The sequence below is a fragment of the Janthinobacterium algoris genome (assembly GCF_051380935.1).
Lineage (GTDB): Bacteria > Pseudomonadota > Gammaproteobacteria > Burkholderiales > Burkholderiaceae_D > Janthinobacterium.
On sequence record NZ_JBNYXZ010000003.1, the window covers coordinates 292,584 to 315,831 of the forward strand.

20 protein-coding genes are annotated in these 23,248 nt (G+C 62.3%); 16 read left to right on the top strand and 4 right to left on the bottom strand.

The window, feature by feature from the left end:
• Positions 1-16 precede the first annotated feature (16 nt).
• The 13 genes from ACQ4W7_RS06280 to ACQ4W7_RS06340 all read left to right on the top strand — a co-directional run bounded on the left by ACQ4W7_RS06280 (position 17) and on the right by ACQ4W7_RS06340 (position 15,982).
• Entirely contained in the window at positions 17-1,087 is a 1,071-nt protein-coding gene (locus ACQ4W7_RS06280) for an aldose epimerase family protein (RefSeq protein ID WP_436529206.1), read from the top strand.
• 196 nt (positions 1,088-1,283) lie between these two features.
• Positions 1,284-3,026, top strand: a complete 1,743-nt coding sequence (locus ACQ4W7_RS06285) for an IlvD/Edd family dehydratase (protein WP_436529208.1) — start codon at positions 1,284-1,286, stop codon at positions 3,024-3,026.
• Positions 3,027-3,038: 12 nt separating this feature from the next.
• On the top strand, positions 3,039-4,031 hold the full coding sequence (araD1, locus tag ACQ4W7_RS06290) for an AraD1 family protein (protein WP_436529210.1): 993 nt from the start codon (positions 3,039-3,041) through the stop codon (positions 4,029-4,031).
• Positions 4,028-5,605 carry an aldehyde dehydrogenase (NADP(+)) gene (locus ACQ4W7_RS06295; RefSeq protein ID WP_436529212.1) on the top strand — a complete coding sequence of 526 codons (1,578 nt, stop codon included), beginning with the start codon at positions 4,028-4,030 and terminating at the stop codon, positions 5,603-5,605. The genes araD1 and ACQ4W7_RS06295 overlap by 4 nt, the downstream gene beginning before the upstream one ends.
• Before the next feature lie 48 nt (positions 5,606-5,653).
• Positions 5,654-6,421, top strand: a complete 768-nt coding sequence (locus tag ACQ4W7_RS06300) for an SDR family NAD(P)-dependent oxidoreductase (protein ID WP_436529214.1) — start codon at positions 5,654-5,656, stop codon at positions 6,419-6,421.
• Between the two features lie 158 nt (positions 6,422-6,579).
• Positions 6,580-8,130: an alpha-N-arabinofuranosidase gene (locus tag ACQ4W7_RS06305; RefSeq protein ID WP_436529216.1), complete on the top strand. Its 1,551-nt coding sequence runs from the start codon at positions 6,580-6,582 to the stop codon at positions 8,128-8,130.
• Between the two features lie 65 nt (positions 8,131-8,195).
• Positions 8,196-9,221 carry an arabinan endo-1,5-alpha-L-arabinosidase gene (locus tag ACQ4W7_RS06310; RefSeq protein WP_436529218.1) on the top strand — a complete coding sequence of 342 codons (1,026 nt, stop codon included), beginning with the start codon at positions 8,196-8,198 and terminating at the stop codon, positions 9,219-9,221.
• Between the two features lie 160 nt (positions 9,222-9,381).
• A complete protein-coding gene (locus ACQ4W7_RS06315; RefSeq protein WP_436529220.1) occupies positions 9,382-10,356 on the top strand; it encodes an ABC transporter substrate-binding protein in 975 nt (324 codons plus the stop codon).
• Positions 10,357-10,365: 9 nt separating this feature from the next.
• The gene (locus tag ACQ4W7_RS06320; RefSeq protein WP_426073507.1) at positions 10,366-11,919 is read left to right on the top strand and encodes a sugar ABC transporter ATP-binding protein; all 1,554 of its coding nucleotides are present in this window, start codon (positions 10,366-10,368) and stop codon (positions 11,917-11,919) included.
• A 47-nt stretch (positions 11,920-11,966) separates the two neighbouring features.
• Positions 11,967-12,998, top strand: a complete 1,032-nt coding sequence (locus ACQ4W7_RS06325) for an ABC transporter permease (RefSeq protein ID WP_436529391.1) — start codon at positions 11,967-11,969, stop codon at positions 12,996-12,998.
• Entirely contained in the window at positions 12,995-13,969 is a 975-nt protein-coding gene (gene yjfF / locus ACQ4W7_RS06330) for a galactofuranose ABC transporter, permease protein YjfF (RefSeq protein WP_436529222.1), read from the top strand. The genes ACQ4W7_RS06325 and yjfF overlap by 4 nt, the downstream gene beginning before the upstream one ends.
• A 5-nt stretch (positions 13,970-13,974) precedes the next feature.
• Positions 13,975-14,949, top strand: coding sequence for a glycoside hydrolase family 43 protein (locus ACQ4W7_RS06335; RefSeq protein WP_436529224.1), 975 nt, complete (start codon positions 13,975-13,977; stop codon positions 14,947-14,949).
• A 91-nt stretch (positions 14,950-15,040) separates the two neighbouring features.
• Positions 15,041-15,982 (top strand): LysR family transcriptional regulator, encoded by a 942-nt coding sequence (locus ACQ4W7_RS06340; protein WP_131689644.1) that lies wholly within the window; start codon positions 15,041-15,043, stop codon positions 15,980-15,982.
• Here the strand turns inward: ACQ4W7_RS06340 and ACQ4W7_RS06345 are convergent.
• The 4 genes from ACQ4W7_RS06345 to ACQ4W7_RS06360 form a co-directional block, all read right to left on the bottom strand.
• A complete protein-coding gene (locus tag ACQ4W7_RS06345) occupies positions 15,979-17,244 on the bottom strand; it encodes a DUF6445 family protein (protein WP_436529227.1) in 1,266 nt (421 codons plus the stop codon). The genes ACQ4W7_RS06340 and ACQ4W7_RS06345 overlap by 4 nt on opposite strands.
• A gap of 46 nt (positions 17,245-17,290) precedes the next feature.
• The gene (locus ACQ4W7_RS06350; protein ID WP_436529229.1) at positions 17,291-18,022 is read right to left on the bottom strand and encodes a hypothetical protein; all 732 of its coding nucleotides are present in this window, start codon (positions 18,020-18,022) and stop codon (positions 17,291-17,293) included.
• A 40-nt stretch (positions 18,023-18,062) separates the two neighbouring features.
• Complete coding sequence (locus ACQ4W7_RS06355) at positions 18,063-18,887, bottom strand: hypothetical protein (RefSeq protein ID WP_436529231.1); 825 nt, start codon at positions 18,885-18,887, stop codon at positions 18,063-18,065.
• Positions 18,888-18,962: 75 nt separating this feature from the next.
• The gene (locus ACQ4W7_RS06360; RefSeq protein WP_436529233.1) at positions 18,963-20,375 is read right to left on the bottom strand and encodes a caspase family protein; all 1,413 of its coding nucleotides are present in this window, start codon (positions 20,373-20,375) and stop codon (positions 18,963-18,965) included.
• A 187-nt stretch (positions 20,376-20,562) separates the two neighbouring features.
• On the opposite strand from ACQ4W7_RS06360, the gene ACQ4W7_RS06365 reads away from it, so the two are divergent.
• From ACQ4W7_RS06365 to ACQ4W7_RS06375, 3 genes are read left to right on the top strand one after another with little or no spacing between them, the layout of a single operon-like run.
• Positions 20,563-21,327 carry a hypothetical protein gene (locus ACQ4W7_RS06365; protein WP_436529235.1) on the top strand — a complete coding sequence of 255 codons (765 nt, stop codon included), beginning with the start codon at positions 20,563-20,565 and terminating at the stop codon, positions 21,325-21,327.
• Entirely contained in the window at positions 21,324-22,355 is a 1,032-nt protein-coding gene (locus tag ACQ4W7_RS06370; RefSeq protein ID WP_436529237.1) for a hypothetical protein, read from the top strand. The genes ACQ4W7_RS06365 and ACQ4W7_RS06370 overlap by 4 nt, the downstream gene beginning before the upstream one ends.
• Before the next feature lie 34 nt (positions 22,356-22,389).
• Positions 22,390-23,247: a hypothetical protein gene (locus ACQ4W7_RS06375; RefSeq protein WP_436529239.1), complete on the top strand. Its 858-nt coding sequence runs from the start codon at positions 22,390-22,392 to the stop codon at positions 23,245-23,247.
• Position 23,248 lies beyond the last annotated feature (1 nt).

Here is a 23,248-nt window from a genome sequence, read left to right on the forward strand (position 1 = left end):
TTCCGGACCCGACGCCATGATCCCAGTTGATTCTGTTTCAGTGACGCAAGCGCCGTTCGGCATCTTGCCCGATGGCCAGCAAGTTAGCGTATTTACCCTGACGAACCGCCAGGGCATGCGAGTCAAGGTGCTCGACTTTGGCGCCATCATCAGCGAAATCCACGTGCCGGACCGCGACGGCATTTTTGCCGACGTGGTGCTGGGATTCGAGCACATCGAGCCGTATTTGCACAACAGCGCTTTCCTGGGCGCTGTCATCGGGCGCTTCGGCAACCGTATCGCGCAGGGGCGTTTCAGTCTGGATGGCAAGAATTACCAGCTGGCCGTCAATAATGCGCCCAATCACTTGCATGGTGGAAACCAGGGTTTTCACCAAGTCATGTGGCAGGCCGAGCCGTTCACCAGGAACGATGCCGTGGGCGTGACGTTGACGCGCAGCAGCCCGCACGGCGAAGATGGTTATCCGGGCCAGCTGGACGTCACCGTCGTGTACGAACTGGACAACGACAACGCCCTGAGCCTGCGCTACCACGCCGTGGCGGACCAGGCCACGCCTGTCAACCTGACCAACCACAGCTATTTCAATCTGGCGGGGCAGGGCACTATCCTCGGCCACGCGCTGTCGATCAACGCGGACCGCTACCTGCCCGTCGATGCCGGCTCCATCCCCACGGGCGAACTGGCGGACGTGTCCGGCACGCCATTCGACTTGCGCCAAAGCACTGTCATCGGCGATAGCATCGCCCTGCCGCATGAACAGATCCGCATCGGCTGCGGCTACGACCATAACTTTGTGCTGAATCAAAAGCCGGGGCACTTGCTGAACCTGGCCGCCACCGTGCGCGATCCCGCTTCGGGACGGGTGATGCAGGTGTACACGCAGGAACCGGGCATTCAGTTTTATTCGGGTAACTTCCTCGATGGCAGCCAGCACGGCAAGCATGGCCCCATCCACCATCGCGGCGCACTGTGCCTGGAAACCCAGCATTTCCCGGATGCGCCGAACCAGTCGCACTTCCCCAGTACCATTTTGCGCCCGGGTCAGGTGTATCAGACGCAAACCGTGTACCGCTTTTCCGCCGAGTAGGCACCCCAGCCAAAACAGCCCACGCCCTGCCGCCACGCGCCCGCAGGGCGTTTTCATTGGGGCATAGCAATATCGTTTTCGATATCGGAACGCATTAAAAATTGATTGGAAAGGCATGGCAGGATTCTTTAGTATTCCAACATCGCTGCCCGGGCCGACGACATTAGATCCGGCATGGCACAACCAGGAGAATGGCATGTCTGAGACAAAAAAGAAGGTTGCCCTGCGCTCGGCCGAGTGGTTCGGCTCGCAGGACAAGAACGGCTTCATGTACCGCAGCTGGATGAAAAACCAGGGCATACCTGACCACGAGTTTCACGGCAAGCCCATCATCGGCATCTGCAATACCTGGTCCGAACTGACCCCCTGCAACGCGCATTTCCGCCAGTTGGCCGAACACGTCAAGCGCGGCATCCTGGAAGCGGGCGGTTTCCCCGTGGAATTCCCCGTCTTCTCGAACGGCGAATCGAATCTGCGTCCTACCGCCATGCTGACGCGCAACTTGGCCTCGATGGATGTGGAAGAATCGATCCGCGGCAACCCGATGGACGCCGTCGTGCTGCTGGTCGGCTGCGACAAGACCACGCCGGCGCTGCTGATGGGCGCGGCCAGCGTCGACATTCCCACCATCGTCGTCAGCGGCGGCCCCATGCTGAACGGCAAGCTCAACGGCAAGGACATCGGTTCCGGCACGGCCGTATGGCAGTTGCACGAGCAGATGAAGGCCGGATCGATCACCTTGCACCAGTTCATGTCGGCCGAATCGGGCATGTCGCGCTCGGCCGGTACCTGCAACACCATGGGTACGGCCTCGACGATGGCCAGCATGGCTGAAGCGCTGGGCACCTCCCTGCCGCACAATGCCGCCATTCCCGCCGTCGATTCGCGCCGCTACGTGCTGGCGCACATGTCGGGCATCCGCATTGTTGAAATGGTGCACGAAGACCTGCGCCTGTCGAAAGTGCTGACGCGCGCAGCGTTTGAAAACGCCATCAAGGTCAATGCCGCCATCGGCGGCTCGACCAATGCCGTGATCCACTTGAAAGCGATTGCCGGGCGCATCGGCGTACCCCTGGAGTTGGAAGACTGGACCAAGGTCGGGCGTGGCACGCCGACCATCGTCGACTTGCTGCCCTCGGGCCGTTTCCTGATGGAAGAGTTTTACTATGCGGGCGGCTTGCCGGCCGTCATACGCCGCCTGGGCGAAGGCGACTTGCTGCCGCACAAGAATGCCTTGACCGTCAACGGCAAGTCGCTCTGGGACAACTGCGTTGAAGCGCCGATCTACAACGATGAAGTGGTGCGTAAGCTGGACAACCCGCTGCTGGCCGATGGCGGCATCTGCGTGCTGCGCGGCAACCTGGCACCGCGCGGCGCCGTGCTGAAACCGTCAGCCGCCTCGCCGCACCTGATGCAGCACCGCGGCAAGGCCGTCGTCTTCGAGGATTTCGAACACTATAAATCGCGCATCCTCGATCCCGACCTCGATGTCGACGCGAACTCCGTGCTGGTCATGAAAAATTGCGGCCCGAAAGGCTACCCGGGCATGGCTGAAGTGGGCAATATGGGCTTGCCGCCGAAACTGCTGGCGCAAGGCATCACCGACATGGTGCGCATCTCGGACGCGCGCATGAGCGGCACCGCCTACGGCACCGTCGTGCTGCATGTGGCGCCGGAAGCCATGGCGGGCGGCCCGCTGGGCATCGTGCGCGATGGCGACATGATCGCCCTTGATTGCCACAACGGCAGCCTGAACATCGACATCAGCGATGCGGAAATCGCCGAGCGCCTGGCGGTCCGCGAGCTGGGCAGTGCGCCCGGGCCGAAGAGCGGCTACCAGCAGTTGTATATCGAACACGTGTTGCAAGCCGACGAAGGCTGCGATTTCGACTTCCTGGTCGGCAATCGCGGTTCCGCCGTGCCGCGCCACTCACATTAAGCGGAGATTCTCATGCTGTTGCTGCAATTTACGAATGAACACGGCGGCCGTCTGGTCGGCCTGCTGCAAGACGACCAGATCCGCGTCATCGAAGGCTACAACACGACGTATGCGCTGGCGCAAGACGCCATCCGCAAAAAGGTCAGTCTGGCCGAACTGGTGGACGCCACCGTCGGCAACACCACGCATTGGTATGCGGACGTGGCCAGTAGCGGCCGCCTGCTGGCGCCGCTCGACCATGCGGACGAAGCGCATTGCTACGTGACGGGCACGGGCTTGACCCATCTGGGCAGCGCCGGCGCGCGCGACGCCATGCACAAGAAAATCGGCGGCGACGCGGAGTCCTTGAGCGACTCCATGAAAATGTTTCGCCTGGGCGTGGAAGGCGGCAAGCCGGCTGACGGCACGGCCGGTGCCCAGCCCGAGTGGTTTTACAAGGGCGACGGCTCCATCGTGCGCGCTGGCGGCCAGCCGCTGCGCATGCCGGACTTTGCCCTCGATGGCGGCGAAGAGCCGGAAATCGCCGGCCTGTACGTGATCGGCGACGACGCTCAGCCCTACCGCGTCGGCTATGCCATTGGCAATGAATTCTCGGACCACATCACGGAACGCCAGAACTATCTGTACCTAGCCCACTCGAAGCTGCGCATGTGCAGCGTCGGTCCGGCCCTGCTGGTGGGCGAATTGCCCGCGCACATCGCCGGTACCTCGCGCGTGCTCGACGGGTCCGGCAAGGTGCGCTGGGAAAAGGCCTTTGTCAGCGGCGAAGACAATATGTCGCACACGATTGCCAACCTGGAACACCATCACTTCAAGTATCCGCTGTTCAAGCGCCCTGGCGACGTGCACGTGCATTTCTTCGGCACGGCTACCTTGAGCTTTGCCGATGGCGTGAGCGTGGCGCCGGGCGAAACCTTTGAAATCGAAGCGCCGGCCTTTGGCCCTGCCTTGCGCAACCGCCTCGACGTCTTCCCAACCGCATTTGCGAAAGTGAGCACATTATGAGTTTCAATATCACCGGTGATGCATTGATCGGCGGCGTCGCCGTCAAGGGCAATGGCGGCTCCTTCGAAGCCTGGGACCCGGCCGCGCGCGCGCACATCGCGCCGGCCTTCCACATGGTGGACGTGGCGCAAATCGACGCGGCGTGCCGTCTGGCACAGGCCGCCTTCGACCCCTTCCGCGCCACCACGGATGCGCAACGCGCCGATTTTTTAGAGACCATCGCCGCGCAAATCCTCGAACTGGGCGACGAGCTGATCGTGCGCGCCATGACGGAAAGCGGCTTGCCGCGCGCGCGCCTGGAAGGCGAACGTGGCCGCACCGTGGGTCAATTGCATCTGTTCGCCGGCTTGCTGCGCGAAGGATCGTGGACCGATGCGCGCATCGATTCGGCGTTGCCGGAACGCACGCCGCCGCGTCCAGACTTGCGTTTGCGCATGATCGGCCTGGGCCCCGTCGCCGTGTTTGCGGCCAGTAACTTCCCGCTGGCCTTTTCCGTGGCTGGTGGCGATACGGCCTCGGCGCTGGCCGCCGGCTGCCCCGTCGTGCTGAAAGCTCATTCGGCCCACCCGGGCACGTCGGAGCTGGTGGCGCGCGCCATCGTCAAAGCCATCGAGATTTGCCAGCTGCCGACCGGCGTGTTCGCCTTGCTGACGGGCACGGGCAACGGCATCGGCCAGGCTTTGGTGGCGCATCCGGCCATCCAGGCCGTGGGTTTTACCGGTTCGCGTTCGGGCGGCATCGCCCTGATGAAGGTGGCGGCAGAACGTGCGCAACCGATACCTGTATATGCTGAAATGAGCAGCATCAACCCCGTGTTTGTGCTGCCGCAAGCCTTGGCTGCCCGTGGCGCGGTGATTGCCAGCGGTTTTGCCGCCTCGCTGACGATGGGCGTGGGCCAGTTCTGCACCAATCCCGGCCTCGTGCTGGGCCTGGAAGGGGCCGACTTCACGGCATTTGCCGCCGCTGCCGCCGAAGCGCTGGCGCCGGCGCCTGCCGCCACCATGTTGACGGCCGGCATCGCCAGCAGCTATGCCAAGGGTGTTGCCGCCCTGGCGCAGCACGCCGATGTGACGCCGCTGGTGCAAAACACGGGCGATGAAGGCAAGGGCGCCGCCGCCCTGTTCGTCACTTCGGGCGAGGCGTTTTTGGCCAGGCACGACCTGCGTGACGAAGTCTTCGGTCCCGCCTCCTTGCTGGTGGCTTGCCGCGACATGGAACAATTGCTGGCGATCACGGAAAGCCTGGAAGGCCAGCTGACGGCCACCCTGCAAATGGATGCGGGCGACCTGGAAGACGCGCGCCGTTTGCTGCCCGTGCTGGAACGCCGCGTGGGCCGCATCCTGGCCAACGGTTTCCCGACCGGTGTGGAAGTGTCGACGGCCATGGTGCACGGCGGTCCGTTCCCGGCTACGTCGGATGGCCGTAGCACGTCCGTGGGCACGGCGGCCATCAACCGCTTCCTGCGGCCCGTGTCGTACCAGAACCTGCTGCAGGACTTGCTGCCGGCATCGCTGCGCGACGATAATCCGCTGGGTATCTGGCGCCGCCACGACGGCGTGCTCGGTAAAGTTTAATCATAAGTTTAATCATAAAAAAATAAAAATACACAGGTGGAGACAAGCATGAAGCAATTGGCGACATATGGCAGCTTGCAGGGCAAGCGCGTGTTCATCACGGGCGGTGGCAGCGGCATCGGCGAATCGCTGGTGGCGGAATTTGTCGCCCAGGGCGCGCTGGTGGCGTTTGTCGATATCGCCGTGGAAGCGAGCGAGGCACTATGCCGCCGCCTGGCCGAAGCGGGCTGGACGGCGCCATTGTTCCGTCATTGCGACATCACGGATATTCCATCCTTGCAAGCCGTCATGGCCGAACTGGCCGATCAACTGGGCGACTTCGATATCCTCGTCAACAATGCGGCCAACGACCAGCGCCACCAGGCGCAGGACGTCACGCTGGAATACTGGAACGAGCGCATTGCGATCAATCAACGTCCCATGTTCTTCACGTGCCAGGCCGTCTTCGAAGGCATGAAGCGCAAGGGCGGCGGCTCCATCATCAATGTCAGCTCGATTTCCTGGCACATGAAGTCGGGCGGCTACCCCGTGTATGCCACCACCAAGGCGGCCGTCGTCGGCCTCACGCGGGGTCTGGCGCGCGATTATGGCGCGCACAATATCCGCGTCAACACGGTCACGCCCGGCTGGGTCATGACGCAGCGCCAGATTGAGCTGTGGGTCGATGAGGCGGCCGAAGTGGAAATCAAGAAAAGCCAGTGCTTGCCAAGCAAGCTGATGCCGCAGGACATCGCCGCCATGGTGCTGTTCCTTGCATCGGACGACGGCGCGATGTGTTCCAGTCAAGAGTTCATCGTCGACGCCGGCTGGGTGTAAGCGCCCCCGCGCCGTTTATTCGCGCCGGCACTGACCGGCAACTCCGATCTTGCAACACCCCTCTTGCCGCCCCAACCCCGCGGCAGGAGAGGCATCGCCATTCCAGATTGCCGGGAGTGATCCCGGCCCTTGCTTTTCACTAAAAAACAGGAGACAGCATGAAATTCATCCATACCAGCATCGTGGCCCTCAGCCTGGCCATGGCCGTTGGCAGCGCCTTTGCCGCGCCCGTCAACGTCATCATCGACGTGGCCAAGCCCGGCCCCGTGATCAATAAAAACATCTACGGCCAGTTCGCCGAGCACCTGGGCACGGGCATCTATGAAGGCATGTGGGTGGGCCCGGAGTCGCCGATCCCGAACACCAAGGGCTGGCGCAACGACGTGCTGGGCGCGCTGAAACAGTTGCACGTGCCCTTGCTTCGCTGGCCGGGAGGCTGCTTTGCCGATGAATACCACTGGAAGGACGGCATCGGCGCGCGCGCCCAGCGTCCTACCAAGGTCAACACCAACTGGGGTGGCGTGGAAGAATCGAACGCCGTCGGCACGCATGAATTCTTCGACCTGGCCGAGCTCTTGGGCGCGCAGACCTACATCAACGGCAATCTCGGTTCCGGCACGCCGCAGGAAATGTCCGAGTGGCTCGAATACATGACGTCGGACAGCAAGTCCACCCTGGCCGAGCTGCGCCGCAAGAATGGCCGTGCGCAGCCGTATAAAGTCGATTATTTTGGCATCGGCAACGAAGCCTGGGGTTGCGGCGGCAATATGCGCCCGCAATACTACGCCGACCTGTACAAGCACTATCACACCTTCATGAAGACGCCGGAAAGCGCGCGTCCAAAGTTCATCGCCAGCGGCGGCAATGACGATGACATCAGCTGGTCCGGCACCCTGAGCCGCGAAATCAAGCCGAACATGATGGACGCCATCAGTTTCCACTACTACACGGTGCCGACCGGCATCTGGGAAAAGAAGGGCGCCGCCACGGGCTTTGGCGAAAATGAATGGATTTCCACCCTGAGCCGTACCCTGCGGATCGATAGCTTGATCAAGAACAATATCGCCGCCATCGACAAGAACGATCCTTCGAAAAAGACGGGCCTGTACGTCGATGAATGGGGCACCTGGTACGACGTGGAGCCGGGCACCAACACGGGCTTTTTGTTTCAGCAAAACAGCTTGCGCGATGCCCTGGTGGCGGCCCTGAACTTCAATATCTTCCATGCCCACGCCGACCGCGTGCGCATGACGAATATCGCGCAAATGGTCAACGTGCTGCAGGCCATGATCATCACGGACAAGGAACGCTATTTCCTCACGCCCACTTACCACGCGTTCCAGATGTATGTGCCGTTCCAGGACGCCACGTCCCTGCCGGTCGCCATCCAGGGCAATGGCAAGTACAGCCTGGGCAAGGTCAGCATTCCGGAAGTGAGCGCCTCGGCCGCGCGCGCCAAGGATGGCAAGGTGTATTTGTCGCTGGTCAACACCAACCCGAACAAGGCCGTCGACGTCAATGTGGCCCTGGCGGGCAAGCAAGTGGCCAGCGTCACGGGCCGCGTGCTGACCGCTGGCACGATGGATGCCGTCAACAGCTTTGCGCAACCGCAAGCCGTGCAACCGATGGCGTTCAATGCCAAGGCGCAAGGCGGCAAGCTGACCGTGTCTATCCCGGCCAAGGCCGTATTGGTGGTGGCGGTCGAATAAACCTGCCGATTTTGATGTATCCAGCCGGCCCGCATGACGGGCCGGCTGGCCAAGTGGAGAACACGATGCAATTTTCGATAATGATGGCCTTGGCGGCCATGCTTGCCTTCAGCCCCGTCAAGGCGGCCCAGGTCAGCGTGCACGACCCAGTGATGGCCAAGGAAGGCGACACGTATTATCTGTACAGCACGGGCCCCGGCATCACCTTCTACAGCTCGAAAAACATGGTCGACTGGCAGCCGGAAGGGCGCGTCTTTGCGGACCAGCCCACGTGGGCCAAGACGGCCGCGCCATCGTTTGACGACCATATCTGGGCGCCTGACGTGCAGTTTCATGACGGAAAATATTACCTGTACTACTCGGTCTCCGGTTTCGGCAAGAACACCTCGGGCATCGGCGTGACCGTCAACACCACCCTCAACCCCCGCTCGCCCGACTATCGCTGGGTCGATCAGGGCATGTTGTTGCAATCGGTGCCCGAGCGCGACGAGTGGAACGCCATCGATTCGAACATCATCACCGATGCCGCCGGCACGCCGTGGATGTCGTTCGGTTCGTTCTGGAATGGCATCAAGCTGGTGAAATTGATGCCCGACTGGACGCGTATTGCGGAACCGCAAGAGTGGCATTCGCTGGCGCGCCGGGCGCCGCTGCCGCCACGCGCGGGGGAATTCAAGCCGGCGCCCGAGGAAATCGAAGCACCCTTCATCTTCCAGCGCGGCAAGGATTATTTTTTATTCGTCTCCTGGGGCCTGTGCTGTCAGAAGGAAAAAAGCACCTACCACCTGGCCGTGGGGCGGTCCAACAGCGTGACGGGGCCTTATCTGGACAAGGATGGCCGCGACATGGCGCAGGGCGGCGGCACGATGGTGCTGAAAGGCGACAAGGATTGGCAGGGCCTGGGCCACAACAGCGCCTACACATTTGAGGGCAAGGATTATCTGGTGCTGCACGCGTATGAAACGGCGGACAATTACTTGCAAAAACTCAAGATCCTGCCCATGACATGGGACAAGGATGGCTGGCCGCAGGTTGATGCGCGCGACTTGAACCGCTATCAAAGCCGCCAATTGCCGGCTGCCAAACGCTAAGGGGCCAGGAGATGTCTGCCAGCCGATACGCAAATCGGTATCGCAAGCGAAAAAGAATTGATTGGATGGCTATGTTGCTTTCTCCTACCATGGGTTCATAAAAAACCGCCCATCCGGCATCCGGCTGTGATGGTATTCCAATAAAAAACTGGAGACAAGAATGACATTGAGCCGCCGCAACCTCCTCGCCAGCGCCATGCTGCTGGCCTTTTCCGCCACCACCTTCGCCACCTCGTCCGCCTTCGCCGCCAAGCCCTTGGTGATGGGCTTTTCGCAGGTAGGCGCCGAGAGCGAATGGCGCACCGCCAATACGGTCTCCATCAAGGATGCCGCCAAGAAAGATGGCGTCACCCTGAAATTTGCCGACGCGCAGCAAAAGCAGGAAAACCAGGTTAAGGCCCTGCGCTCTTTCATCGCGCAAAAAGTCGACGTGATCGCTTTCTCGCCGGTCGTTGAGTCCGGCTGGGATACCGTCTTGCGCGAAGCCAAGGCTGCCAAGATCCCCGTCATCTTGACGGACCGCGCCGTCAACGTGGCCGATAAATCGCTTTATGTCACCTTCATCGGCTCCGACTTCGTGGAAGAGGGCCGTCGCGCCGGCCAGTGGCTGATCGAGCACGCCAAGAAAACCCCGGACGCCACCCTGAACATCGTCGAGCTGCAAGGCACGGTCGGTTCGGCCCCCGCCATTGACCGCAAGGAAGGCTTCCAGGAAGTCATCGGCAAGAATCCCAAGCTGAAGATCATCCGCTCGCAAACGGGCGACTTTACGCGCGCCAAGGGCAAGGAAGTGATGGAAGCGTTCCTGAAGGCCGAAGGCAAGAAGATCAACGTGCTGTACGCGCACAATGACGACATGGCCATCGGCGCCATCCAGGCCATCGAAGAGGCGGGCATGAAGCCGGGCAAGGACATCATCATCATCTCCATCGATGGTGTGAAAGGCGCGTTCGAGGCGATGATCGCCGGCAAGCTGAACGTTACCGTGGAATGCAGCCCGCTGCTGGGCCCGCAATTGATGTCCATCGCCCGCGATGTGGTCGCCGGTAAACCCGTGCCAGCGCGCATCACGACAGTGGAGGGCGTATTCCCTGCCGAGGTGGCCGCCAAGGAATTTCCGAACCGTAAGTACTAAGCTTGCCGCATGATGAAGACGCAAGCGCATCACAACGCCGCGCCAGCTCCCTTGCTGGAGTTGCGCGGCATCAGCAAGTCCTTTCCCGGCGTCAAAGCCCTCAGCGATGTTGCCCTGCGCCTGTATCCGGGCGAAGTGCACACCTTGATGGGACAGAACGGTGCCGGGAAATCGACACTGATCAAGGTGCTGACGGGCGTGTACACGCCCGACAGCGGCCAGATTCTGCTCGATGGCAAAGCTATCGCCCCCGCGTCCACCTCGGATGCGCAACTGCTCGGCATCAGCACCGTGTACCAGGAAGTCAATCTGTGCCCGAACCTGTCGGTGGCGGAAAACATCTTTATCGGGCGCTATCCGCGCCGCTTCGGCGCCCGTTTTGGCCCTATCGATTGGCGTTCCATGCAGCAGCAGGCGCGTGCCTTGCTGCAGCAATTGCAGATCGATATCGATGTCACGGCGCAACTGTCCAGTTTTCCGCTGGCGATCCAGCAAATGGTGGCCATCTCGCGCGCGCTGAACATTTCCGCCCGCGTGCTGATCCTCGATGAGCCCACGTCCAGCCTGGACGAAGCCGAAGTCAATTTGCTGTTTTCCGTGCTGCGCCGTTTGCGCGAGCAGGGCATGGCGATTTTGTTCGTCACCCACTTCCTCGACCAGACTTACGCCATTTCCGACCGCATCACCGTCATGCGCAATGGCGAGCGCGAGGGAGAATACGCGTGCAGCGAACTGTCGCGCCTGGCGTTGGTGAACAAGATGATCGGCGTGGCGTTTGACACGCCGGAACAAGCGCTGGATATGGCGCAAGACGCGGGCGCCGCCAGCTTTGGACCGAATGTGCTCGAAGCGCAGGGGCTGGGCCGCAAGGGCGCCTTGCTGCCCATGGATTTCCACATCCGCCAAGGTGAATTGCTGGGTCTGGCCGGCTTGCTCGGTTCGGGCCGCACGGAACTGGCGCGCTTGCTGTTTGGCGCCGACAAGGCCGACTCGGGCAATATCACCATGCAAGGCAAGCCGCGCCAGTTCCACGTGCCGCGCGACGCGATAGCCCAAGACATCGGTTTTTGCTCGGAAGACCGCAAGCACGAGGGCGCGATTTTGTCGCTGTCCGTGCGCGAAAACATCATCCTGGCCTTGCAGGCCCGCACGGGCTTGCTGCGCGCCATCCCGTTCAAACGCCAGCAGGCACTGGCTGACGAGTACGTGAAGGCGCTCGGTATCAAGACGGCCAGCATCGAAACGCCGATTGGCAGCCTTTCGGGCGGCAATCAACAGAAAGCCTTGCTGGCGCGCTGGCTGGTGACCTCGCCCGCCATGCTGATCCTCGACGAACCGACGCGCGGCATCGACGTGCGCGCCAAGCAGGAAATCATGAGTTATGTGAGCAAGCTGTGCCGCAAGGGCATGGCGATTTTGTTCATTTCGTCCGAACTGCCGGAAGTGCTGCGCTGCAGCGACCGCATCGTCGTCATGCGCGACCGCAAGGCTTGCGGCGTTTATGCGCGCGGCGAGCTCGATGACAGTTCCGTGCTGCAAGTGATCGCCGGAGACGCCACATGAGTTTATCCACACCCTCCAGCGCGCCATTGGCGCGTCCGGCTTCCACTATGGGTACGTCTGCCTTGCATACCATTCTGCATCACCCCCTGAGCCGCCCCCTGGCCGCGCTGTTGTTGCTGTTGCTGGTCGATTTCTTTGCCATCCCCGGCTTTTTCCATCTGGAAATCCGAGACGGTCATCTGTACGGCAGCGTGATCGACATCGTCAACCGCGCCGCACCGCTGATGCTGGCCGCGCTGGGCATGACCCTGGTGATCGCCACGCGCGGCATCGACATTTCTGTAGGCGCCGTCGTGGCCCTGTCCGGCACCGTGGCCGCCATGCTGATCGGCGGCAGCATGGTGATGGAGAATGGCGTGTCGACCTACGTGAGCAACATCCCCATGGGCTGGGCCCTGGCGGCGGCCTTAGGCGCGGCCCTGCTGTGCGGCGCCTGGAATGGCGTGCTGGTGGCGGGCCTGGGCTTGCAGCCCATCGTCGCCACCTTGATCTTGATGGTGGCGGGGCGCGGCCTGGCGCAATTGTTGACGGATGGCCAGATCGTCACCGTCTACTACCAGCCGTACTTCTTCATCGGCAGCGGCTACCTGTTCGGCTTGCCGTTTTCTCTGTTCCTCGTGGCGGCGGTCTTCATCATTACCGCCGTGCTGATGCGCAAAACGGCGCTGGGCCTGTTCATCCAGGCCGTCGGCATCAATCCTGTCGCCGCGCGCCTGGCCGGCATCAAAACGGCGACCCTGATCTTTTTTGTCTACGTGTTTTGCGCCGCCTGCGCGGGCTTGTCGGGACTGATGATCAGCTCGAACATCAAGAGTGCCGATGCGAACAATGCGGGCCTGATGCTGGAACTCGATGCCATCCTGGCAGTGACTTTGGGCGGTACGTCCCTGGCCGGCGGCAAGTTCACCCTCGTGGGCAGCATGATCGGCGCGCTCATCATCCAGACCCTGACCTACACCATCTATTCGCTGGGCGTGCCGCCGGAAGTAAACATGGTCGTCAAATCGGTCGTCGTGTTCCTCGTCTGCCTGTCGCAATCGTCGCAATTCAAGCAATTGCTGCACCGGAGAAAAGCATGAAGGGCTTGCTGCACACCCCGTATTTCACTTCACTCGTCACCGTGCTGCTGCTGGTGGTGATGCTGGGCCTGGGCGGCGCCGCCTATCCGGGCCTGTTGTCCACGCAAGTGATCTTTAACCTGTTGATCGATAATGCTTTTTTGCTGGTGATCGCCGTCGGCATGACCTTTGTGATTGTTTCCGGCGGCATCGATTTGTCGGTCGGGTCCGTGCTGGCCCTGTCGACCATGATCGCCGCCTGGCTGCTGAACGTGGCGCACTGGCCGCCAACGCTGGTGATCGCCACCGTGTTGGCGCTGGGCAGCGTATTTGGCGCCGGCATGGGCGCGTTGATCCACTATTTCAAGTTGCAGCCATTCATCGTTACCCTGGCCGGCATGTTTTTGGCGCGCGGGCTGTGCTATTTGATCAGCATCAACTCCATCACCATCGCCGACCCGCTATTCGTCGCCATGTCGCAGACGCAATTGCAATTTCTCGGTGGCTTTGTCTCGCCCGGCGTGGTCATTGCCGTGGCGACCTTGCTGCTGGCCATCTGGCTGGCGCACGCCACGCCGTTCGGCCGCGCCGTGTATGCCATCGGCGGCAACGAACAGTCGGCCCAGATGATGGGTTTACCCGTGGGGCGCACCAAGGTGCTGATCTACGCCTTCAGCGGCTTTTGCGCTTCGCTCGGTGGCGTGCTGTTTTCGTTTTACATGCTGTCCGGCTATGGCTTGCATGCGCAAGGCACGGAACTGGACGCGATAGCTGCCGTCGTCATCGGCGGCACCCTGCTCAGCGGCGGCTATGGCTATGTGGCGGGTGCTTTGTCGGGCGTGCTGGTGCTGGGCACCATCCAGACCCTGATCGCCTTCGACGGCACGCTCAGCTCGTGGTGGACCAAGATCGTCATCGGCGGCTTGCTGTTCGTCTTTTGCGTCGTGCAAAGATTGATGGCCATGGGCCAGAAACATACCAACGGGAGTTAACTTTTATGTTGAAGCAGAATACACGTGCCGCAGCCATCGGCATGGCGGTGGCGCTCGCCTGTGCGGCACCTGGCGCGCAGGCGGCCAATCCTATCGTGAAAAATATCTACACGGGCGATCCGGCCGCGCTGGTCGACAATGGCAGGGTGTACCTGTACGTCGGCCACGATGAAGCGAGCGCCACCGACACGGACTATCGGATGAACGAGTGGCGCGTGTATTCGTCGTGCGACATGGCGAACTGGACGGACCACGGCTCCCCCGTGCGCTTTTCCACCTTCGCCTGGGCCGGTAAGGATGCCTGGGCCGGCGACATCGTCAAGCGCGGCAGCAAATACTATTTCTATTCGACCGTCGACCACAAGACCATCCCCGGCAAGGCCATCGGCGTAGCCGTGTCCGACAGCCCGACCGGGCCGTTCGTCGATGCGCGCGGCAGCGCCCTGATCACGAACGAGATGACGAAGCAAACGGCGATCCCGTGGGACGACATCGACCCGGCCGTGTTTATCGATACGGATGGCCAGGCTTACATTTACTGGGGCAACACGGTCTTGAAATACGCCAAGCTGAAAGCCAACATGACAGAGCTCGATGGCCCCATTTTGACCTTTGGCATGGATGCGTTCACGGAAGCGGCCTACATGCACCAGCATGCGGGTACCTACTACCTGTCGTACTCGCGCAACTTCCCGGAAGAAACGGCGTATTCGACTGGGCCGACGCCGACGGGACCGTGGCATTTCCGTGGCCCCATCATGGACAAGAATGCCATGGTGAAAACCATTCACCAGGCCATCATCGAATTCAACGGCAAGTCCTACATCTTCTATCACAACGACAAATTGCCCGGCGGCGGCGAATACCGGCGTTCCGTGGCCGTGGAAGAGCTGAAATACAAGCCCGACGGCAGCATTGAATTCATCCATCAAACGGCTGGCCCGACAGCCAATCCCAGCCCCGCCTGCAAGGCGTCCTGAGCCATTTCACCCAGTACAAAAAGGAGACACACCGATATCTATAATATCGATATTGAGTTAAAACCGATATCGATCATGATATGATTTATTCATGGATACCCTCAACCCCAACTGGTTCTTGCGAGCCCGCCTGAAGACGCGGCAATTGCTGTTGCTGATCGCCCTGGATGAGCAGCGCAACATCCACCGCGCGGCGGAAGAATTGCACATGACGCAGCCGGCCGCGTCCAAGCAAATCAAGGACCTGGAAGAGATGCTCGACGTGCGCCTGTTCGACCGGTTGCCGCGTGGCATGGAGCCGACGATCTACGGCGAGACGATGATACGCCACGCGCGCATGGCCCTGACCAGCCTGTCGCTGGCGCATGACGACATTGTCGCTCTGAAGTCGGGCCTGACGGGCCAGGTGGAAGTGGGCGTCATCATGACGCCGGCCATGGCCTTGCTGCCGCGCGCGATTGCCCGCATCAAGCAGCAGGCGCCGTTGATGCGCATCGGCGTGCACCTGGAGCACAGCAACACTCTAATGGACATGCTGCAGCATGGCACGCTCGATTTCATGATCGGGCGCATCTTGGAAAAGGAAAGCAGCGCCGGCCTCATCTACGAGGAATTGACGGAAGAGCCGGCCAGCGCCGTGGCGCGCAATGGCCACCCGCTGCTGTCGCGCAAGAATCTGCAATTGAAAGACCTGGCGGGCCAGCCATGGATATTGCCGCCGCAAGGCAGCATCCTGCGCCACCGCTTCGACATGATGTTCCGCCGCGCCAGCCTGGAACCGCCCGTCGACGTGGTCGACACCACCGCCTTGCTGCTGATTACGTCCTTGCTGCAGCAAACGGATTCGCTGCACGTGATGCCGACGGAAGTGGCGCATTACTACGAATCGTTGAACGTGCTGAGCATTTTGCCCATCGAGTTGCCGTGCAAGATGGATGCGTTCGGCATCATCCGCCAGCAAGATCATTTGCTGTCACCGGGCGCGGATATGCTGCTCAAAGCCGTGCGGGCGACGGCGCAGGATATGTACTAGTCGGGCACTTCAAAAAAGAACAGCTGCACCAATCGTCCATTCTCCGGCGTGTCGCCAAACACATTGCTGATCGAGTGAAAGTAATGGCCCTTGTAGACGATCAATCGGTTGTGGCGCATGGGGATTTCCAGCAGCGCTTGCCAACTGTCGCGCTGTTCCTGCAAGTCGTTGAATTTCTGCACTTTACTGTTCGGCAGCCAGCGTTTCTGGAAATCCTTGAAGCTGGCGTAGCCGCCCGCCTTGACGTCCGCCTCGGGCAGGCGGCGGTACCAGCTGCTGGGCTGGTGGCGCCAGAAGGTGGTGCCGCCCTGGCATTGTTCAGGTGGGTTCAAGTACAGTACGCCCGCATAGAAATTGAAATTGTTGCCCGTTTCATTATCCACATGGATATCCGTGCGCGCCATGGCGTCGGCATAGCTGAGGCGGTAGGAACCGTTGTCGGGCGAGATAAAACGGATGGGGCGGCCCAGCGCCGTGGCGATGCGCTCCATGATGTCTTGACTGGGCTGGCCCGCCGTCTGGCTGCCCGGGTAGTTCTGCCCGGCATAGCGCTGCTGCTCGAACGGTAAAGCCAGCGCCTGCGCGCGCCAGGCGGCCGGGTCGGGCAGGAAATCGTCGAGGATGTGCAGGTCGGTTTCGCGCAGGAAATCGTGCAAGCTTGCCGCTACGTCGGGCGTGCTCAGCCGTTCCGTATTTTCAGTGCTGGGGCTGGCAAAGCCGATGCGGCACGTTTGCGCCAGGGCCGGGTGCAATGCCACGCCCTGCGCGTAGTGGGACAGCGCCAGTGCCTGCTGGCCCGTGCGGTAATACAGCTCGGCCAGGCCCTGCAGGGTTTGCCAACGCTGCGGGCGCAGGGCGTGGGCCCGTTCCAGCTCGGCGATGGTGTCGGCCAGACGTTGTTTTCCCAGCAGCAATTCCGCGTGGCTGATAGCGAAATCGTGCTCGTGCGGCGCCAATCGCGCCGCCGTGGCGTAGCTGGCCAGCGCCGCCTCGCTGTCCGTACCGCGCAGCACATTACCGAGGTTGTAGTGGAACAGGGCGTTGTCGGGCTGTTGCTTGAGCGACAGTTTCAGCAAGCCCAGGCCGATGGCGCCCTGGCCCAGTTCCAGCATCGCCAGTCCCTGGAAATGCTGCGCTTCGGCCAGGGTCGGATTCAGTTTATAGGCGGCCTGGTAGGCATTGATCGCTTCGATCAGCTTGCCTTGCTGCTGCAGTTGCTGGCCCTTCGCCAGATGTTGTTCCGCCTGTGTTGGTTCGCCCATGTCGCTATCCCGATGCAATGTGGCGAACAGTGTAACCGAGCCCGTTCTAGCGCGCCTGACTGACGGGAATTTCTTCCCCATTCAGCTTGATCGCCACTTTGACGATCTGTGCCTTGACCTGGTTGCTGGCCATGTCCGCTTCCTGGGCATAGGCATACACGACGATGGCGAAATCCTTGTAGCCGCTGCGCGCCGCCTCGATCTTGCGCGCCGCCTCCTGGTCTACCTTCAGTAGCGAGTAACCGTCGCCATTCGTGAACGCCAGCTTGTAGTCGCCGTTGTCGTACATGTAGTAATACGTGCCCGCTTCGGCGAACTTGGCGGGGAAGGCGGCCTTGTCCATGGCGTATGGCGACAGCGCGCCCTGGCCATTGATCTGGTAGCGCAGGTAGCGCTTGGTTTTCGCTTCGCTGACCTTGGCGTCGATCTGCGGTTTCAGGGCGTCGAGCACTTCCTGCTTGCGGAAGGCATCGTTGCTGCCCGCATAGTCGCGCGAGATGTGCTGCGCCACGGCCGCGTAATCGGGCGGCACGCCGGACAGGGCGATGTAACTGTACATCAACTGGTTGCCGCTGGTGATGTCGACATAGCTGGACGTTGGCGTGGCAGCGTCCGCTTGCGGCAGGCTGGCGGCGGCCGCCTTCACTTGCGCCTTGGCGGCCATGTCGGCCACGCTTGTGGCGGGCGCAGAGGCCGCCGGCGTTGCATTGTCGGAGGGCTTGCCGCAGGCGGACAGGAGGATGGCGATGGCGAGCAGGGCGGGGAGGGTGCGTTGCATGGTATTTCCTTTAAAGTAGATGTGTGGGGGAGTGCGGGGCTTAGCCAATGCTCTTGCGTTTGTATTCGCCAACGCCGTAAGCGGCCAGGACAATGCTGGCTGCCAGCACCAGGTAAAAACCGATACCGAACGACAAGCCTTGCCACACTTGCCCCAGCATTTCGCTGGCCATCTGCTCGGCCATGCGGGCCGCGCGGCTACCCATGATGCCGCCCATGGCGTTGCCCGCATCGCTGACGGCGCCTTTGATCTTGATGAACAGCAAGCTGCTGTGGATGACGACGAACAGCAGCGGCGCGCATTTGCCCAGCGCCGCTTTCGGGTGGCTGCTGGCCATGCTGGCGCAGCAGCCGGCAATGGCCAACAGGAAGAAAAATTGTGCGGAGGTAAAACCGCCGCCACCATCGCGGGCAAAGCTTTCCAGGCTGTCCGCAGACAGGCCCAGCAACTGCCAATAGGTGCGCGAAACGGAGGCGAACAAACGGATGCCGATGGTGTTGAAGACAAAGGCGCCGGCGATCAAGACGCCAAGGCTGGCCAGCACCTTGATGCCCAGCGCCGAGACGGCCTGGCCCCACAGTTGCTGGCCCTTGTCGCGCGCCAGTTTCGCCGCGCCGGCCATCTCTTCCTGCGCCAGTTGCTGCGTCGCCACGGCGCTGACGGTGGCGAGGCTGCCAGCGTGATCGAAGCGCACGTCGACGACGGCGTTGAGGGCGGGCGCCACGTCCGAGCGCCAGTGCGTAGCCACGTCGAAGGCATGTTGAATGCCGGCCACGCTGACGGAACCTTGTCCGCTAGGCTTGTAGGCGAGGATGCGGCCCCGTTGGCCGGTGGTAATGGTTGCTGCCGTGCTCGATGCTTGCATGGGATTTCCCTGGTCACTGTCATGCTGTATTGCATGTACCCCCGGATAACGGGGGCAGTTCAGGGAAATCCAAAATTATTTTGAATTATTTTTTTGCGGCTGCATCAAGTCCTTGGCGGTGCCCTGGTAATCCTTCATCAAGCCCATGAAGGCGTCCTGCAAGTGGCGGGCCGCGTCCTGCGGCGGCGCGCCCGTGCGCCGCGCCAGGTCGAATTTATAGGCGTGCGCGGCCGTGTAGCCCGCCTGCGAGGCGGCGTCCAGCAGCACGCCGGCCCGCTTCAGCGAGGTAGGGTCGCCCTTGACCATCAACAATTCGGCCAGATAGGTCTGGGCAATCGGAAAATCTTTCGCGGCGGCCTTTTCCAGCCACTGCATGCCCGCCTTCGGCTGTTTTACTCCCGCATCGCCGCCGCCGATGCCGTAGCCGAGGGCCGTCAGCGCCACCAGGTCGCCACTGCGCGCGCGCTTTTCCAGCTGCTGGCGGGGAAACGGCCGGGCCGCGATCTGCATGCGGATTTCATAGTTGATGTCTTGCAGCACGTTACCGGGCCACACTTTCGCGCCCGAGGCGGTGACGGCGGCAGGTGATGCCGGTGGCGGGACTGGCGCCGGGACCGGGGCACGCATGCCGTTGTTGCCCGATGCCAGTACGCCCGGCGTTGGCTGGCTGACGCCCTTGCCGCTGCCCATGTTCAGCACCAGCCGCGCCGACGTTTCACCGAACGAGACGCGCGGCTTTTGCACATCGTGCGTCATGGCGGCTACTCGCGCCGCCACCTGCGAAAAGACGTCGCCTATGGGCAAGCCCGGCGCATCGAGCGCGTCGAGCAGGGCGCTCGTGTAGGGGCTGTTGCGCGAATCGGGCGACCAGAAATCGCGCGCCAGGGCGCCCGGTCCCGCCGAATAGGCGATCACCACGCCGCGTGGCGCTTGCGTATCGGCAAAGCCGTGGCTGGCCGCGTTGCCGCCGCCGGGAACCACCACGGCGCCACCGCGCGTATATTCCTGGCGGCAAGCGTCGAGGATCAGCACGGCGCCGCGCGCGCCCGTGCGCTGCAAATCGCCCGCCAGGCTGGAAACGGACACGCCCTGCGCGGCAATCGCGGTAGCGCTCAGCGCATTCATGTTGGCGCCCAGCGGCAACACATAATTGGCTTCGCCCGCCTGGGCGCCGTGGCCCGCGTAAAACACGAGGGCGATATCGGCGCCGCGCGCCTGCGTGGAAAACTCGGCCGACGCCTTTTGCAACTGCGCCGCCGTGATATCCGTGCGTAACAGCACTTTAAAGCCCAGGCGGCGCAGGCGTTCGGCCATGGCGCGCGCATCGTTCACGGGATTCAATAGCGGCTGCGGATAGGCCGCGTTGCCGATCACCAGGGCGATGCGCTTGCCGGCAGCAGCTTGCACCGGTGCTGGCACGGCGGCGTGCGCTACGTTGCTGCCCAGTAAAAATAACAGGCTCAAGAACAGGGGAATCAGGCGATGCATCGGCGTCTCGGGAATTGTCGTGAAAATAACAAAAGTTAGCGATTTCCAGTGTGATATGAGAAAATTGCTTAAATGCATTTTACCTTACTGACAAGTTTTTCTTGTCTGGCCAGCGCATAGCTTGATTGCCGGTGCGCGTCGTCGCCGGCCAGTGGCGCGTGCCGCCCAACACACGATCGGACCGGCTGTGCAATCGGAACAATTTGAACGGATTCATGCTTTCTGGGCCCGCCGCCCGCAGCTGACGCAAGGCGAACTGGGCGAGTTTTACCAGCGCGTCATCGCCGCGCTGACGCCGTGCCGCCCGCGCGAGGCGGCGTCGCTGGGCGATTCCCTGGCGGATTTGCGCCACCAGTTTTTCATTGAAAAAGTCCTCCATAGCGACAGCGATGCCGCACCCCACCACGTCGGTGCTTTGTACTTGTACTTCAAGCGCTTCATCATCGACCAGCTGCGCAAGCAGCGCGATGATGAGGATGCCGATGCGCAAGAGGGCTGTGACTTGCGCGCGCCCGACGCCTATGCCGAACCGCTGCGCGACTATCAGCTCACGCCACAGCAGGTGCGCGTAGCGGCCGACAGTTTTATCACCACCTTGTCCCGTGATTTGATCTTGCTGCTGCGTCATTGCGGCTGCGGCGGCATGCCCGTCAAGGAACTGGCCGAGCAGATCGCTTCCGCGCATTACCACGGCGGCAAGCTGGGCCTGGTGCACAAGCAAAAGGGAGATAGCCTCAGCGCGGGACGCCAGATCGTCGAGCCGGCCCACCGCGCTACCCTGCTGGGCAGCTGGGTCTTGACCCTGCTCAAGCTGCGCGTGGGGGATACCCTGGCCGCGCGCGACATGCAGGCGGCGCAAATAGTTTTGGATATCTTGTGCGTGGCCGCGTTATCCCTGCACATGGACCCCGCGTCCACTTCTCCCAACATTGATGAAAGGCCACCGGCATGACTGCATTGACGCCCTCGCTGGCCATCGTTGCCGCGCGCCTGCCATCTCCCCCATCTTCCGCCGAACTGCTGGACGCGGAGGTGGCTGGCGATACCCCCGACTGGCGCGGCATCGCCGTGCCGGAACACTTATTGGAACGCTTTGCGCGCCGCAGCGATGCCGCGCCGCTGGCCGCGCGGCCCATCGCGGGTGGACAAATCCATGTGCTGGCGCGCCGCCCCGGCTTTGGCGCCGTGCTGCTCGATGCCTGGGACAGCACGCGGCAGCGCTGGCGCGGCTGGCTCGTCACGCCCGATACGGCGTATGCGGATGCCTGCGGCCTGGTGGTCGAAGAGCGCGACGCGCCCGCCGACCCGCGTGCCGGTCTGGTGCTGTGCGACTTGCCGGTGATTCTGGCCGTGACGGACCTGGGCGCCTGCCTGGGCGTGTTCAGCCAGGAACGCCTGCAGGCGGCGCGCTGGCTGGAAACGCATGGCCGAGCGAATCGGGCCGCCAGCGCACCGGGCGTGATCGCCCGCGTGGCCTTGCCCGGCGACGACTATGCGCTGACGGGCACGCCGCTGTCGAGCGAGCTGGGCAAGGATGGCCGCGTGGCGTACCGGCAATTGCTGTGCCAGGGGCTGCAGCAGTTGCAGATCGCTTCGGCTGATGCGCTTGCACCGGTGTCGAAACCTGTGCAGGCGGCCAATGCGAATCGCTGGCTGAAGATCGTCACGGCCGTGGCCGCCAGCGTGATGGTGGTGCAATCGGCGTGGTTGTTCCTGCCGAAAGAGGGCGCCGTCGTCGGCAATGCGGAGTTCCGCAATGGTGCTCCACAGCGCAGCGGAGTCGAGACGGGCGTGCGCACGCGCGTGCTGTTCCGCGCCGAGGCCACAGAAGTGGAAATCCGCACGTGGCTGCAGCGCGAGCAGCTGGAAATTGTCGCCGGGCCGGACACCCTGGGCGCCTTTACCCTGCTGTCGCGCGACCGCCAGAAAGTCTTGCCGCCACCTGGCCCGGGCAATCCGCTAGCCGTGATCAATCCCTGAATTCAAAAATAAGAGAAAGTTATCAAGCATGACAATGTATAAGAGTTTTGCATCTGCCCGCTGGCGCAAGCTGGTCCTGAGTTTGGCCGCCGGCGTCCTGTTGACGGGTTGCGCCATGACGCCGAATGGCCGTGGCGGCGTGATGGTGGGCCTGGATACGGCCGAGTTGTTCGGCACGCCGATGTCCACCTTCCGCTTGCGCGACGGCACGGAAGGCACTTTGCGCAAGGATCCGAAAGGCAAGTATTCGATCAAGCTGTCGCAGGCTTTTCGCGTCGTGCCGCTGGACAAGGCCATCACGGCCCGCGTGGCGCGCGTGGAAAACGTGGGCGAGCGCACCGTGGTGATCGTGGAAACCCAGGAGCGCGGCTGCGCCTATCGCTATGAAGTGCTGGCTTTCCAGGGCACGGACGTACTGCAGTGGACAGTCGGCAATTGCAAGGATCGCCCTCGCGTGGAACTGGCGGCGGATGCAAAATCGCTGAATATCGACTTTCCCAACTATAACCGTCTGTCGCGCATGATCTACACGGATAGCCGGCTGCTGAACGCCAGCGTGGCCGTGCCGCCCGGCGTCGATACGCGCGCGCAGCCGTTTGCCGACGATGCCTTGCGCGCCACCGGCCCCGTCATCGCCACCCTGCCTGGGAGCGGCAGCGACAGCGGGCGCGTGATCCCGGCACCGCCTGCCGCCGCCCCGGCACCTTCCGCCGCGCCGAAAGCGGGCAGCCGCGCCAGCGCCAAGCCGCGCCGCCAGGAGAGCCAGGCCAGAGTGGTGGCGCCCGCCGTCAGCAGCCTGCCCGCGCAGCGCAGCGCAGCTTCTGCGCCGGCGGCGCCGATGATCTTCCAGGCCGAAGAGATCAAGCCCGTCGTCATCGATTTGAGGAAATAGG

Excerpts from the sequence above, each read along its gene's own strand:
- ACQ4W7_RS06315 (WP_436529220.1), top strand. The coding sequence starts at position 9,382 with ATGACATTGAGCCGCCGCAACCTCCTCGCCAGCGCCATGCTGCTGGCC.
- ACQ4W7_RS06305 (WP_436529216.1), top strand. The coding sequence starts at position 6,580 with ATGAAATTCATCCATACCAGCATCGTGGCCCTCAGCCTGGCCATGGCC.
- ACQ4W7_RS06350 (WP_436529229.1), bottom strand. The coding sequence starts at position 18,022 with ATGCAACGCACCCTCCCCGCCCTGCTCGCCATCGCCATCCTCCTGTCC.
- ACQ4W7_RS06320 (WP_426073507.1), top strand. The coding sequence starts at position 10,366 with ATGATGAAGACGCAAGCGCATCACAACGCCGCGCCAGCTCCCTTGCTG.
- ACQ4W7_RS06340 (WP_131689644.1), top strand. The coding sequence starts at position 15,041 with ATGGATACCCTCAACCCCAACTGGTTCTTGCGAGCCCGCCTGAAGACG.
- ACQ4W7_RS06355 (WP_436529231.1), bottom strand. The coding sequence starts at position 18,887 with ATGCAAGCATCGAGCACGGCAGCAACCATTACCACCGGCCAACGGGGC.
- yjfF (WP_436529222.1), top strand. The coding sequence starts at position 12,995 with ATGAAGGGCTTGCTGCACACCCCGTATTTCACTTCACTCGTCACCGTG.
- araD1 (WP_436529210.1), top strand. The coding sequence starts at position 3,039 with ATGCTGTTGCTGCAATTTACGAATGAACACGGCGGCCGTCTGGTCGGC.
- ACQ4W7_RS06370 (WP_436529237.1), top strand. The coding sequence starts at position 21,324 with ATGACTGCATTGACGCCCTCGCTGGCCATCGTTGCCGCGCGCCTGCCA.
- ACQ4W7_RS06285 (WP_436529208.1), top strand. The coding sequence starts at position 1,284 with ATGTCTGAGACAAAAAAGAAGGTTGCCCTGCGCTCGGCCGAGTGGTTC.
- ACQ4W7_RS06310 (WP_436529218.1), top strand. The coding sequence starts at position 8,196 with ATGCAATTTTCGATAATGATGGCCTTGGCGGCCATGCTTGCCTTCAGC.
- ACQ4W7_RS06375 (WP_436529239.1), top strand. The coding sequence starts at position 22,390 with ATGTATAAGAGTTTTGCATCTGCCCGCTGGCGCAAGCTGGTCCTGAGT.
- ACQ4W7_RS06360 (WP_436529233.1), bottom strand. The coding sequence starts at position 20,375 with ATGCATCGCCTGATTCCCCTGTTCTTGAGCCTGTTATTTTTACTGGGC.
- ACQ4W7_RS06325 (WP_436529391.1), top strand. The coding sequence starts at position 11,967 with ATGGGTACGTCTGCCTTGCATACCATTCTGCATCACCCCCTGAGCCGC.
- ACQ4W7_RS06295 (WP_436529212.1), top strand. The coding sequence starts at position 4,028 with ATGAGTTTCAATATCACCGGTGATGCATTGATCGGCGGCGTCGCCGTC.
- ACQ4W7_RS06345 (WP_436529227.1), bottom strand. The coding sequence starts at position 17,244 with ATGGGCGAACCAACACAGGCGGAACAACATCTGGCGAAGGGCCAGCAA.
- ACQ4W7_RS06280 (WP_436529206.1), top strand. The coding sequence starts at position 17 with ATGATCCCAGTTGATTCTGTTTCAGTGACGCAAGCGCCGTTCGGCATC.
- ACQ4W7_RS06300 (WP_436529214.1), top strand. The coding sequence starts at position 5,654 with ATGAAGCAATTGGCGACATATGGCAGCTTGCAGGGCAAGCGCGTGTTC.
- ACQ4W7_RS06335 (WP_436529224.1), top strand. The coding sequence starts at position 13,975 with ATGTTGAAGCAGAATACACGTGCCGCAGCCATCGGCATGGCGGTGGCG.